The following is a 12,067-nucleotide window of genomic DNA, read 5'->3' on the forward strand; positions in this document are numbered from 1 at the left end:
CCGCCCCGGTGAGCGCGCCGCAGCCGCAGGTCATGGTGCAGGTCGAGACGAAGGCGCCGGCCGCCATCGCCGCCCCGGCACCCGCGCCCCAGGCGCCGGCCCGGCCCAAGCGCAGCAAGTCCTCCGGCCCGGCCAAGCTGTTCGTGCTCGACACGAACGTGCTGCTGCACGACCCGATGTGCCTGTTCCGCTTCGAGGAGCACGACATCTTCCTGCCGATGATCGTGCTCGAAGAGCTCGACGGCCACAAGAAAGGCACCACCGAAGTCGCCCGCAACGGCCGCCAGACCAGCCGCACGCTGGACGCGCTGGCCGGCGCGCAGGACGCCGACATCGACAAGGGCCTGAAGCTCGACACCACCGGCCACCGCGAAGCCGGCGGCCGTCTGTTCTTCCAGACCGCCCCGCTCGACTACTCGCTGCCCGTCAGCCTGCCCCAGGGCAAGGCCGACAACCAGATCCTGGGCGTGGTGCAGGCGCTGCGCGACGAGTACGCCACCGACAAGCCGGGCCATGCCAAGCAGGAAGTGGTGCTGGTGTCGAAAGACATCAACATGCGCGTCAAGGCGCGTGCCTGGGCCTGGCTGCCGACGATTACCAGAACGACAAGACGCTGGAAGACGGCGACCTGCTCTACGCCGGTTCGCTGGCCCTGCCGCCCGACTTCTGGACCCGCCAGAGCAAGACCGTCGAGAGCTGGCAGAGCGGCAGCAACACCTTCTACCGCATCAGCGGTCCGCTGGTGCCCAACCTGTACATCAACCAGTTCGTCTTCTTCGAGGCGCCCGGCGAGCCGAGCATGTACGCACGCGTCACCGAGATCCGCGACAAGACCGCGGTGCTCAAGACGCTCAAGGACTACAGCTCGGGCAAGAACGCCGTGTGGGGCGTGAACACGCGCAACCGCGAACAGAACTTCGCGATGAACCTGCTGATGGACCCGGAGATCGACTTCGTCACGCTGACCGGCACCGCCGGCACCGGCAAGACCCTGATGGCGCTGGCCTCGGGCCTCACGCAGGTGCTGGACGACCGCCGCTACACCGAGATCATCATGACCCGCGCCACCGTGAGCGTGGGCGAGGACATCGGCTTCCTGCCCGGCACCGAGGAAGAAAAGATGGGCCCCTGGATGGGCGCGCTCGACGACAACCTCGAGTTCCTGGCCAAGGGTGACGGCGGCGGCGCCGGCGAGTGGGGCCGCGCGGCCACCAACGAGCTGATCCGCAGCCGCATCAAGGTCAAGAGCATGAACTTCATGCGCGGGCGCACCTTCCTGAACAAGTACGTGATCATCGACGAGGCGCAGAACCTGACGCCCAAGCAGATGAAGACGCTGATCACGCGCGCGGGCCCCGGCACCAAGATCATCTGCATGGGCAACCTCGCGCAGATCGACACGCCCTACCTGACGGAAGGCTCCTCGGGCCTGACCTTCGCGGTCGACAAGTTCAAGGGCTGGCCGCACGGCGGGCACATCACGCTGGCACGCGGCGAGCGCTCGCGCCTGGCCGATTTCGCAAGCGACGTGCTCTGACGATCACCGGCCACGGCCGGCAAAAAGCCCGCATGCTCCCCGGAGCATTGCGGGCTTTTTTTGCCTACGGTGACAGGCTACTGACAAGACGTTGTCAGTAGCCCGGCAGCACCATCAGCGCTCCTTCCAACGACACGAAAGAGAGCCCTCCAATGCAAAACGCCATCAGCTGGTTCGAGATCCCAGTCGCCGACATGGACCGCGCCCAAGCCTTCTACGAGACCGTGCTGGCCCGCAAGCTGCGCCGCGAGAGCTTCGGCACCGAGACGCTGGCCGTGTTCCCCTACGACAACCCCGCCACGGGCGGCGCGCTGCAGGCCGGCGCAAACGCCAGCGCACGCGCGGGCACCGGCATCCGCATCTACCTGGACTGCATGCCCAGCATCGACGCCGTGCTCGCACGCATCGAAGCGGCCGGCGGGCAGATCGTGGCGCCCAAGACCGCGCTGCCGCCTGGCATGGGCTTCATTGCCCACCTGCGCGACACCGAAGGCAACGAGGTCGGCCTGCACTCGCAGGACTGAGCCGCCATGACGCAGCGCAACTGGATCGCCGTGGCCAGCGCCGAACACGCGCGCCGCGGCCGCGACCACCGGCCCCTGGGCTTCATGCAGGTGGGCCACGGCAAGCACGCGCCGCTCAAGCGGCTCTCGTCCGGCGACCGCGTGGCCTACTATTCGCCGGCCACGGTGTTCAGCGGTACCGACAAGCTGCAGAGCTTCGTGTCGATCGGCGTCGTGCAACCGGGCGGTCCGTACGAGTTCGACATGGGCAACGGCTTCGTGCCGTGGCGCCGCGACGTGCTCTATGCGGCCTCGCACGAGACGCCGATCGCACCGCTCATCGAGCGCCTGGCTTTCATCGAGAACCCCAAGCAATGGGGCTACAAATTCCGCTTCGGGATGTTCGACATCACGGACGGCGACATGCAACTGATCGCGAGCGCCATGAAGGCCGACCTGAAGACGCTCGCACTTTGAGAAAGAAAGAGGAGAGAGAACCCATGGAACCCATCCGCCAACACCACGACGCCTTTCGCGTCGCGGGCATCACGGTCCGCACCACCAACCGCGACGAGAGCCTCCCCGCAACCGCACGCATCGGCGCGCTGTGGGGCCGCTTCTTCGGCGAACAGACCTATGCATCGACACCGCACCGCACCGCCGACACGCGCATCTTCGGCGTCTACTCGGCCTACGAATCGGACGCCAATGGCGCCTTCGACCTCTCGGCGGGCGTCGCCGTGTCGGAAGGTGAAGGCAGCATTGCCATCGAGGCCGGCGACTACCTCGTGTTCAACGGCCAGGGCGAGATGCCGCACATGGTGATCGCCACCTGGCAGCGCATCTGGCAATATTTCGAGGCCCACCCGGATGTCGCGCGCAGCTACCGCAGCGATTTCGAAGCCTACGAAGGACCGGACAAGGTGGCCATCTACATCGGAGTCGCATGAGCCTCGAGAAGCGTCCCACCGGAAGCCGCTGATGCGCCGCGCCGACCGCCTGTTCCAGATCGTGCAGCTCATTCGCGGGCGCCGGCTCACCACGGCCGCGTTCCTGGCGCAGCGCCTGGAGGTGTCGGAGCGCACGGTGTACCGCGACGTGGCCGACCTGCAGCACCAGGGCGTGCCCATCGAGGGCGAGGCCGGCGTGGGCTACCGGCTGGGCGCGGGCTTCGAGCTGCCGCCGCTGATGTTCACGCAGGACGAGGCGTCGGCGCTGGTGGCCGCCGCGCGGCTGGCGCAGAGCTGGGTCGACCCGGCGCTGGCGCGCGACATCGAGACCGGGCTCGGCAAGATCCTGTCGGTGCTGCCGTCGGCCGCGCGGGTGTCGGCGGAGGCACTGGCGCTCTATGCGCCCGCACTGGGTCTCGAACCCGCCCTGCGCGCGCGGCTGCAGACGCTGCGCGAGGCCGTGCAATCGCACAACAAGCTGCACCTGGCCTACCGCGATGTGTCGGGCGATGCCAGCGAGCGCACAATCCGGCCGCTGGGCTGCTTCTACTGGGGCAAGGTGTGGACGCTGTCGGCGTGGTGCGAACTGCGCGACGACTTCCGCGGCTTCCGGCTGGACCGCATGGAAGCCATCCAGCTGCTGCCGGAGCGCTTTCGCGACGAGCCCGGCAAGACCTTGGCCGACATGCTGCGGGCCCTCAAGGTCGAGAAGGTGCAGGGCCAGATCCAGCCGGTCAAGCAGCAGGCCGGGTAGACCGGGTAGACCGGCGGCCCCTGCTCAGTACTGCTCGTTGTGGCTGTAGCTCGCCAGGTTCTCGAACTTGGTGATGGGCTTCAGGAAGGCCAGCTTGACGGTGCCCGTGGGCCCGTTCCGGTGCTTGCTGATGATCACCTCGGCCACGCCCGGCTCCTTGCTGTTCTTGTCGTAGTAGTCGTCGCGGTAGATGAACATGATGATGTCCGCGTCCTGCTCGATGGCGCCCGATTCGCGCAAGTCGCTCATCATGGGGCGCTTGTCGGTGCGGCTTTCCACGCCGCGGCTGAGCTGCGACAGCGCGATCACCGGGCACTTGAGCTCCTTGGCCAGCATCTTCAGGCCCCGCGAGATTTCGCCCACGGCCGTGGCGCGGTTCTCGTCACCCGAGCTGCTGGTGGACATCAGCTGCAGGTAGTCGACCACGATCAGGCCGAGGCGGCCGTATTGGCGTGCCAGCCGGCGCGCGTTGGCGCGCAATTCGCTGGTCGACAGGCCCGGCGTTTCGTCGATGTGCAACGACACGGTGCGCAGCCGCTCGATGGCTTCGGTCAGGCGCGGCCACTCTTCGTCGCTGAGCTTGCCGGTGCGCAGGTGGCCCTGGTCGATGCGCCCGATGGAGCCGACGATACGCACCGCCAGCTGCGAGGCGCCCATTTCCATGGAGAACACGGCCACGGGCAGGCCCTCTTCCAGTGCCACGTGCTCTGCGATGTTGATCGCGAGCGAGGTCTTGCCCATCGACGGACGCGCGGCCAGCACGATCATGTCGCCCGGCTGCAGGCCCGAGGTCATCTTGTCGAAGTCGTGAAAGCCGGTGCGGATGCCCGTGATGTCGTTCGGGTTCTCGGCCATCTCGGTCACGCGGTCGAGCAGCTCGACCACCAGGCGTCCATGCTCTGGAAGCCCTGCTTCATCCGCGTGCCTTCTTCGCCGATGTTGAAGATCTTCTGCTCGGCTTCGTCCAGGATCTTGTCGACCGGCTTGCCCTGCGGGTTGAAGGCCTGGGTCGCGATCTCGTCGCTGGCGGACACCAGCTTGCGCAGGATCGAGCGCTCGCGAACGATCTCGGCGTAGCGCCGGATGTTGCTCGCGCTGGGCACGTACTGCGCGAGCGAGTTCAGGTAGACCAGCCCGCCGATCTCGTCGGCCTTGCCGAGGTTCTGCAGCTGCTCGTAGACCGTGATCACGTCGGCCGGCTTGCTGGCATTGATCAGGCCGCCGATGGCGGCGTAGATCAGCTTGTGTTCGTGCCGGTAGAAGTCGCCGTCGACCAGCAGGTCGCCCATGCGGTCCCACGCGCCGTTGTCGAGCAGCAGGCCGCCCAGCACGCTCGATTCGGCCTCGATGGAGTGAGGCGGAATGCGCAGTTGGGCGATCTGGCGGTCGGCCGACGGGTCATTGTCGGCATAGGAGAAAACGGCGGACATGGACTTCCCTTGCAACCCTGCATGCTAAGCCGCGCACGCCGATGCGTGTGTGGACAAGGTTGTGAATAAACGGTGATCTTCCGGTGCAGCGCCGAGGACAACCCGGGTGCAGAAAAAGAAAAGCCGCCCGAAGGCGGCTTCTGCTGCAGCGCACAAGGCGCTGTGAGCGATCAGGCGGTTTCGCCGTAGACCGTCACGGTGATGTCGACCACCACGTCGGTGTGCAGGGCCACGCTCACGGTGCTGTCGCCGACGACCTTGATCGGGCCGTTGGGCAGGCGCACTTGCGACTTGGCAACCTTGTAGCCTTGCTTGCCCAGTTCCTCGGCGATGTCGCCGTTGGTGACCGAACCGAACAGGCGACCGTCGACGCCGGCCTTTTGCGTGAGCTTGACGGTCGAACCGCCGAGCTTTTCGCCCTGGGCTTGCGACTCGGCCAGCTTGGCGGCGGCAGCCTTTTCGAGCTCGACGCGCTTGGCTTCGAATTCGGCCTTGTTGGCAGCGGTGGCGCGGCGGGCGCGGCCCGTCGGGATCAGGAAGTTGCGTGCGTAGCCGTCCTTGACCTTGACGATATCGCCCAGGCCGCCGACGTTCAGGACCTTGTCCAGAAGAATGATTTGCATGGTCTGGACTCCTTAGACGCGGTGCTGGTCGCTGTACGGCACCATGGCCAGGAAGCGCGCGCGCTTGATGGCGGTGTTCAGCTGGCGTTGGTAGATCGCGCGCGTGCCGGTCAGGCGGGCGGGGATGATCTTGCCGTTTTCGCTGATGAAGTCACGCAGCGTGTCGATGTCCTTGTAGTCGATTTCTTCGACGCCAGCGACGGTGAAGCGGCAGAAGCGCTTGCGCTTGAACAGCAGCGACTGGGTGTTGCGCTTCGGGCGCTTGTCTTTGTTGAATTTCTTGAACGTGGCCATGATGGACCTCTCGAAAAATTAATCTTGCTGGAAATCCTGCACATGCAGGACCGGATGCTTGCCGTTGCCCGGTGTCGCGAGAAAACCCTGGAAACGCCAGAGACTCCCCATCGACTGCCTTGCGAGCCGTTCGGCGATGGCGCCGAAGGCAACGGCCTTGAGAGCCGTCTTCACCTGCCTGGGTTTTCCCGCCTCCTGGAGCGTCGACTCGTGTTCGAGCTTCAGGTCGATGGCGGGCAAGCCGGCTGGCGTGTATCGCAGAGCTCCGAGTTCGGCAACCGAGGCGGTCAGCAAAAGCTGGTTGACCCCTGTTGCCGCAGCGGCGGCACTCACACCATCAGTTGTTGTTGGCGGCGTATTCGGCCTGCTGAGCCTTGCGGGCTTCTTCGCGCTCGACCGTCTTCATCATCGACGAAGGACCGGTGTCGGCCTTCTTCTTCTGAACGGTCAGATGGCGCAGCACGGCGTCGTTGAACTTGAACGCGTGTTCGAGTTCACCCATCACGGCTTGTTCGGCTTCAATGTTGACGCACAGGTAGTGGGCCTTGTTGAGCTTGTTGATCTGGTAAGCCAGCTGACGGCGGCCCCAGTCTTCAACGCGGTGGATCTTGCCGCCGCCGGCCGTGATCAGGCCCTTGTAGCGCTCCAGCATTGCCGGAACTTGTTCGCTCTGATCCGGGTGGATCAGCAAAATGATTTCGTAGTGACGCATGGCACTCCTTGTGGGTTCTTCCGAGGAAGATGGAAAAGCCACCTGCAGCGTCGGGCGCAGTGTGGCAAGGCAAAGCCGGCGATTATAGCCCTGTATTGCGCAAGCCAGCAAGCGGCTCAGTCGTTCAGCGCCTTGTCCAGGGCCGCGGCCTTCTCGGGGCCGACGGCGGCGCGGATCTTCGGCGCGAGCGCCGCGAGGTCGTCGTAGCTGGTCGTGCCCTCGACCTGGAGATTGAGCCGGAAGCCCATCAGGCCCAACCCGCCGGTGAGCTGGGTGGCGATGGGATAGGCGTCCTTGTAGCGCTGCTGCTTGCTGCGGCCGGAAGACTCCGGCGCGGCGGCTGCCACCGGCTTCGCCGCTTCAGCGGCTGCATTGTCGGCCACCGCTTCGGCCGCCTTGCCGCCCACGGGTGCCAGCACGCCCAGCGCGATCATCTGGTCGATGTCCTCGCGCGCGATGCCCATGCCCGCGGCCAGCACGTCGTCGACCGACCGCTTGCCGTCGAACAGGATGAACGCCGAGCGCTGGCGCGGCGACAGCGGGACCGAACGGTCCTTCAGGGCCTGCTGGCCCGCTTCGGTCTTCAGAAGAATCATGGTGGTCCCCGTTCCGGGATTCGCCCGTGACGCTCCAAGTCTGGCAGCAAATACGCAATTTGTTGCAGAAACCACCCCACCCCGCGGGAATCCCCCATGGGGGATTTCCGCAGTTCGGGCGCTTCAGCGGCTGGCGAGCTGCTGCCAGGTGTCGATCACGCTGTCGGGGTTCAGCGAGATCGACTCGATGCCCTGCTCCGCCAGCCACAGCGCGAAGTCGGGGTGGTCGCTGGGGCCCTGGCCGCAGATGCCGACGTACTTGCCCTGTGCCTTGCAGGCCTTGATGGCGCGGCTCAGCATGGCCTTGACGGCCGGGTCGCGCTCGTCGAAGTCGGCGGCCAGCAGCTCCAGGCCCGAGTCGCGGTCCAGGCCCAGCGTGAGCTGGGTCAGGTCGTTCGAGCCGATCGAGAAACCGTCGAAGAACTGCAGGAACTCGTCGGCCAGGATGGCGTTGCTCGGCACCTCGCACATCATGATCAGCTTGAGCTCGTTCTCGCCGCGCTTCAGGCCATGCTCGCCGAGCAGGCCGGTCACGCGCTCGGCCTGGCCCAGCGTGCGCACGAAGGGCACCATGATCTGCACATTGGTCAGGCCCATGTCGTTGCGCACGCGCTTGAGCGCCTCGCATTCCATGGCAAAGGCCTCGCCGAAGTCGGCGCTCAGGTAGCGCGCGGCGCCACGGAAGCCCAGCATCGGGTTTTCTTCTTCCGGCTCGTAGCGGCTGCCGCCGATCAGCTTGCGGTACTCGTTCGACTTGAAGTCCGACAGGCGCACGATCACCGGTTTGGGCCAGAACGCGGCGGCGATGGTCGCGATGCCCTCGGCCACCTTGTCGACGTAGAACGCGCGCGGCGACGCGTGGCCGCGGGCCACCGACTCCACGGCCTTCTTCAGGTCGTTGTCGACGTTCGGATAGTCAAGGATCGCCTTCGGGTGCACGCCGATGTTGTTGTTGATGATGAACTCGAGGCGGGCCAGGCCCACGCCGTGGTTCGGCAGCTGCGCGAAGTCGAAGGCGAGCTGCGGGTTGCCCACGTTCATCATGATCTTCAGGTCGATCTCGGGCATCACGCCGCGCTGCACTTCGGTCACTTCGGTTTCGAGCAGGCCGTCGTAGATGAAGCCGGTGTCGCCTTCGGCGCAGCTCACCGTCACCAGCGTGCCGTCCTTCAGCAGGTCGGTGGCGTCGCCGCAGCCGACCACGGCCGGAATGCCGAGTTCGCGCGCGATGATGGCCGCGTGGCAGGTGCGCCCGCCGCGGTTGGTGACGATGGCGGCAGCGCGCTTCATCACCGGTTCCCAGTTGGGGTCGGTCATGTCGGTGACCAGCACGTCGCCGGCCTGCACCTGGTCCATTTCGCTGATGTTGTGCACCAGCCGCACGGGGCCGGTGCCGATCTTCTGGCCGATGGCACGGCCTTCGGCCAGCACGGCGCCCTTGCCCAGCAGCTTGTAGCGCTGCTCGGCCTTGCCCTGCTGCTGGCTCTTCACCGTCTCGGGACGCGCCTGCAGGATGTAGAGGTGGCCGTCGGTGCCGTCCTTGCCCCACTCGATGTCCATCGCGCGGCCGTAGTGCTCTTCGATCACCAGCGCGTACTTGGCCAGTTGCTCGACGTCGGCATCGCTCAGCGAGTAGCGGTTGCGCTGCTCGGCCTTGACGTCGGTGGTCTTGACCAGCTTGCCGCTCGCCTTTTTCTCTTCGGGCGTGGCGAACTCCATCTGGATCAGCTTGGAGCCCAGGTTGCGGCGGATCACCGCGCGCTTGCCGGCGCGCAGCGTGGGCTTGTGCACATAGAACTCGTCGGGGTTCACGGCGCCCTGCACCACCGTTTCGCCCAGGCCGTAGCTCGAGGTGATGAACACCACGTCTTCGAAGCCCGACTCGGTGTCGATGGTGAACATCACGCCGGCGGCGCCCAGGTCGGAGCGCACCATGCGCTGCACGCCCGCCGACAGCGCGACCACGTCGTGCTCGAAGCCCTTGTGCACGCGGTAGCTGATGGCGCGGTCGTTGTAGAGGGAGGCGAACACCTCCTTCATCTTGTGCAGCACGTCCTCGATACCGACCACGTTCAGGAAAGTCTCTTGCTGGCCGGCGAACGAAGCGTCGGGCAGGTCTTCGGCGGTGGCCGAGGAGCGCACGGCGAACGAGGCGGCCGGGTTGCCGGCGCTCAGCGTGGCGAAGGCTTCGCCGATGGCTTTCTGCAGGTCGGCCGGAAACGGCTGGGCCTCGACCATGGCGCGGATTTCGGCGCCGGCGGTGGCCAGCGCGCGCACGTCCTCGGTGTCCAGCGCGGCAAGCCGCTTGCTGATCTTGTCGGCCAGGCCGTCGTGGGCCAGGAACTGGCGGAACGCGTGCGCCGTGGTCGCGAAACCGGTCGGCACCCGCACGCCCTGCGGCAGCTGCGAGATCATTTCGCCGAGGCTGGCGTTCTTGCCGCCAACCGCCTCGACGTCGGTCATTCTCAGGTTTTCAAACGGTACGACCAGGGCGGTCGCGTCGAAAAGTGCAGACATGGGGAAGCTCCAGAAGTTGAAACCGGTGCCGCATGCAGACGGCGCGGCACGATCGTTGTCGTTGCTTTGGGTGCGGTCGCGGTGTGCATGGAAAGAATTGGGGCTGGGAAGCGGATTCCCGATAATGGCCCGGATTGTAGGCGTGGCAAGGTTGCCCGCGCCGCAGGACAAGGCCGCATGACCACGCATTCACGCACAGTTTTCTTTATTTCCGACGGCACCGGCATCACCGCCGAGACCTTCGGCAACGCCGTCCTCGCCCAGTTCGAGATGAAACCGCGCCACGTCCGGCTGCCTTTCACCGACACGGTCGACAAGGCCCACCAGGCGGTGCGGCACATCAACCACACGGCCGAACTCGAGGGCGTGCGCCCCATCGTCTTCACCACGCTGGCCAACATGGACGTGCTCGAAGTCATCGAAACCGGCTGCAAAGGCATGCTGCTGGACATGTTCGGCACCTTCGTGCGGCCGCTCGAAATCGAGCTGGGCGTGAAGTCGAACCACCGCATCGGCCGCTTCAGCGACGTCAGCAAGAGCAAGGAATACAACGACCGCATCGCCGCGATCGACTTCAGCCTGCAGCACGACGACGGCCAGAGCAACCGCGACCTCGAGGGCGCCGACGTGATCCTGGTGGGCGTGAGCCGCAGCGGCAAGACGCCGACCTCGCTCTACCTGGCGATGCAGCACGGCCTGAAAGCCGCCAACTACCCGCTGATTCCGGAAGACTTCGACCGCCGCCAGCTGCCGCCGGCCCTGACGCCGCACCGCAAGAAGATCTTCGGCCTGACCATTCAGCCCGACCGGCTCAGCGAGATCCGCAACGAGCGCCGGCCCAACTCGCGCTACGCCAGCCTCGAGAACTGCCGCCACGAGGTGAGCGAGGCCGAGGCGATGATGCGGCGCGCGGGCATCCGCTGGCTGTCGACCACCACCAAGTCGATCGAGGAAATCGCGACGACGATCCTGCAGGAACTGCGGCCCGAGCGGCTGACGTACTGACAGCGCTATCTTTTAGATAGCAAAAGCAACGCCCAACGAACGGGCACCGCTTCAGCCGAACAGGTACTGCACCGTGCCGTCGGCGCTGGTCACCGGCTGGCAGGGCGTGCCCCACACCGCCTCGATCAGCCCCGGCTCCAGCACCTCGGCCGTCGCGCCCTGCAGCAGGCCGCCGGCCGCGCCGCCCAGGACCACCACCTCGTCGGCGTAGCGGCGCGCCAGGTTCAGGTCGTGCAGCACGGCCACCACCCCCACGCCCCGCCCTGCCCAGGCACGCAGCAGGCGCATCGCCGAATGCTGGTGCGCCAGGTCGAGCGCGGCGGTGGGCTCGTCGAGCAGCAGCCAGCGGGTGGCGCCGTCCGGCCGTGGGTGCCACAGCTGGGCCAGCGCCCGCGCATGTGGGCCCGGGCCTTCTCGCCGCCCGACAGCGTGTTGAGGATGCGAGGCGCCAGCGCGGACACGTCGGTCAGCGCCATCGCCTCCTCGATGATCGCGTCTTCGTCGCGCCCCGGCGACCGGCGATGCGGATAGCGCCCGAGCGCCACGATTTCCTGCGCGGTGAAATCGAACGCCACCGCGCTTTCCTGTGGCATCAGCGCGCGGCGCAAGGCCAGTGCCGGCATGCCGTGCGCGTCGAGCGGCTGGCCGTCGAGCGTGACCCGGCCTTGCGTCGGCGCGCGTTGCCCGGCCAGCACCGAGAGCAAGGTCGACTTGCCCGCGCCGTTCGGCCCGAGGATGGCCGTCACCCGCCCCGGCGCCAGCGTGAGCGACGCGTTCGCGAGCAGCGTCTTCGTGCCGATGCGCACCTCGACGTCCTGGCAAGACAGCGCCATCGAATCCCGTTCCGCGCTCGTCATATGCGCCCCTTGAAGTGCCGCAGCATCCACAGGAACATCGGCACGCCGATGAACGCGGTGAGCACGCCCAGCGGCAGTTCCGCCGGCGCCATCGCGGTGCGCGCCACGGTGTCGGCCGCCAGCACCAGCGCGCCGCCGAGCAACGCGGACGCGGGCAGCACCACGCGGTGGTCCGGCCCCGCCACCATGCGCACCCAATGCGGCGCGATCAGGCCGATGAAGCCGATGATCCCGGTCGTCGCCGTCACCGCCCCCACGGCCACCGCCGTGACGACGATCGCGCGCCGCT

General features: G+C 66.6%; 12 protein-coding genes and 3 pseudogenes. 6 read left to right on the forward strand and 9 right to left on the reverse strand.

Annotated elements, in window-relative coordinates; all coding sequences use genetic code 11:
- The 5 genes and pseudogenes from BMG07_RS36695 to BMG07_RS36715 form a co-directional block, all read left to right on the forward strand.
- A pseudogene (locus BMG07_RS36695) lies at nucleotides 1-1,537 on the forward strand (PhoH family protein); the annotation flags it as partial.
- Nucleotides 1,538-1,689: 152 nt separating this feature from the next.
- The gene (locus BMG07_RS36700; RefSeq protein WP_198088606.1) at nucleotides 1,690-2,061 is read left to right on the forward strand and encodes a VOC family protein; all 372 of its coding nucleotides are present in this window, start codon (nucleotides 1,690-1,692) and stop codon (nucleotides 2,059-2,061) included.
- Between the two features lie 6 nt (nucleotides 2,062-2,067).
- Nucleotides 2,068-2,517: an EVE domain-containing protein gene (locus tag BMG07_RS36705; protein ID WP_198088607.1), complete on the forward strand. Its 450-nt coding sequence runs from the start codon at nucleotides 2,068-2,070 to the stop codon at nucleotides 2,515-2,517.
- Nucleotides 2,518-2,540: 23 nt separating this feature from the next.
- Nucleotides 2,541-2,990, forward strand: coding sequence for a GyrI-like domain-containing protein (locus BMG07_RS36710; protein ID WP_198088608.1), 450 nt, complete (start codon nucleotides 2,541-2,543; stop codon nucleotides 2,988-2,990).
- A gap of 31 nt (nucleotides 2,991-3,021) precedes the next feature.
- Nucleotides 3,022-3,744: a YafY family protein gene (locus BMG07_RS36715; RefSeq protein ID WP_198088609.1), complete on the forward strand. Its 723-nt coding sequence runs from the start codon at nucleotides 3,022-3,024 to the stop codon at nucleotides 3,742-3,744.
- Nucleotides 3,745-3,768: 24 nt separating this feature from the next.
- On the opposite strand, the pseudogene dnaB reads toward BMG07_RS36715, so the two are convergent.
- The 7 genes and pseudogenes from dnaB to ppsA all read right to left on the reverse strand — a co-directional run bounded on the left by dnaB (nucleotide 3,769) and on the right by ppsA (nucleotide 9,916).
- Nucleotides 3,769-5,174 (reverse strand): annotated as a pseudogene (dnaB, locus tag BMG07_RS36720) (replicative DNA helicase).
- A 170-nt stretch (nucleotides 5,175-5,344) separates the two neighbouring features.
- The gene (rplI, locus tag BMG07_RS36725) at nucleotides 5,345-5,797 is read right to left on the reverse strand and encodes a 50S ribosomal protein L9 (RefSeq protein ID WP_198088610.1); all 453 of its coding nucleotides are present in this window, start codon (nucleotides 5,795-5,797) and stop codon (nucleotides 5,345-5,347) included.
- Between the two features lie 12 nt (nucleotides 5,798-5,809).
- A complete protein-coding gene (gene rpsR, locus BMG07_RS36730; RefSeq protein ID WP_007830781.1) occupies nucleotides 5,810-6,091 on the reverse strand; it encodes a 30S ribosomal protein S18 in 282 nt (93 codons plus the stop codon).
- Nucleotides 6,092-6,109: 18 nt separating this feature from the next.
- Nucleotides 6,110-6,424, reverse strand: a complete 315-nt coding sequence (priB, locus tag BMG07_RS36735) for a primosomal replication protein N (protein ID WP_198088611.1) — start codon at nucleotides 6,422-6,424, stop codon at nucleotides 6,110-6,112.
- A gap of 4 nt (nucleotides 6,425-6,428) precedes the next feature.
- On the reverse strand, nucleotides 6,429-6,803 hold the full coding sequence (rpsF, locus tag BMG07_RS36740; protein ID WP_093125029.1) for a 30S ribosomal protein S6: 375 nt from the start codon (nucleotides 6,801-6,803) through the stop codon (nucleotides 6,429-6,431).
- Between the two features lie 116 nt (nucleotides 6,804-6,919).
- Nucleotides 6,920-7,399 carry a hypothetical protein gene (locus tag BMG07_RS36745; protein ID WP_198088612.1) on the reverse strand — a complete coding sequence of 160 codons (480 nt, stop codon included), beginning with the start codon at nucleotides 7,397-7,399 and terminating at the stop codon, nucleotides 6,920-6,922.
- A 123-nt stretch (nucleotides 7,400-7,522) separates the two neighbouring features.
- Complete coding sequence (gene ppsA, locus BMG07_RS36750; RefSeq protein ID WP_198088613.1) at nucleotides 7,523-9,916, reverse strand: phosphoenolpyruvate synthase; 2,394 nt, start codon at nucleotides 9,914-9,916, stop codon at nucleotides 7,523-7,525.
- Nucleotides 9,917-10,093: 177 nt separating this feature from the next.
- On the opposite strand from ppsA, the gene BMG07_RS36755 reads away from it, so the two are divergent.
- Entirely contained in the window at nucleotides 10,094-10,921 is an 828-nt protein-coding gene (locus BMG07_RS36755; protein ID WP_198088614.1) for a pyruvate, water dikinase regulatory protein, read from the forward strand.
- 51 nt (nucleotides 10,922-10,972) lie between these two features.
- Here the strand turns inward: BMG07_RS36755 and BMG07_RS36760 are convergent.
- Nucleotides 10,973-11,778 (reverse strand): annotated as a pseudogene (locus BMG07_RS36760) (heme ABC transporter ATP-binding protein).
- Nucleotides 11,775-12,067, reverse strand: a 293-nt coding sequence (locus tag BMG07_RS36765; RefSeq protein WP_198088615.1) for an iron chelate uptake ABC transporter family permease subunit, incomplete at its 5' end; no start/stop codon positions are given. The gene BMG07_RS36765 and the pseudogene BMG07_RS36760, both read right to left, overlap by 4 nt.

Origin of the sequence: Variovorax sp. E3, assembly GCF_016082275.1 — a bacterium.
Lineage (GTDB): Bacteria > Pseudomonadota > Gammaproteobacteria > Burkholderiales > Burkholderiaceae_C > Variovorax.

Coding starts and splice junctions, on each gene's coding strand:
- BMG07_RS36700 (WP_198088606.1), top strand. CDS start 1,690: ATGCAAAACGCCATCAGCTGGTTCGAGATCCCAGTCGCCGACATGGAC.
- BMG07_RS36705 (WP_198088607.1), top strand. CDS start 2,068: ATGACGCAGCGCAACTGGATCGCCGTGGCCAGCGCCGAACACGCGCGC.
- BMG07_RS36710 (WP_198088608.1), top strand. CDS start 2,541: ATGGAACCCATCCGCCAACACCACGACGCCTTTCGCGTCGCGGGCATC.
- BMG07_RS36715 (WP_198088609.1), top strand. CDS start 3,022: ATGCGCCGCGCCGACCGCCTGTTCCAGATCGTGCAGCTCATTCGCGGG.
- rplI (WP_198088610.1), bottom strand. CDS start 5,797: ATGCAAATCATTCTTCTGGACAAGGTCCTGAACGTCGGCGGCCTGGGC.
- rpsR (WP_007830781.1), bottom strand. CDS start 6,091: ATGGCCACGTTCAAGAAATTCAACAAAGACAAGCGCCCGAAGCGCAAC.
- rpsF (WP_093125029.1), bottom strand. CDS start 6,803: ATGCGTCACTACGAAATCATTTTGCTGATCCACCCGGATCAGAGCGAA.
- BMG07_RS36745 (WP_198088612.1), bottom strand. CDS start 7,399: ATGATTCTTCTGAAGACCGAAGCGGGCCAGCAGGCCCTGAAGGACCGT.
- ppsA (WP_198088613.1), bottom strand. CDS start 9,916: ATGTCTGCACTTTTCGACGCGACCGCCCTGGTCGTACCGTTTGAAAAC.
- BMG07_RS36755 (WP_198088614.1), top strand. CDS start 10,094: ATGACCACGCATTCACGCACAGTTTTCTTTATTTCCGACGGCACCGGC.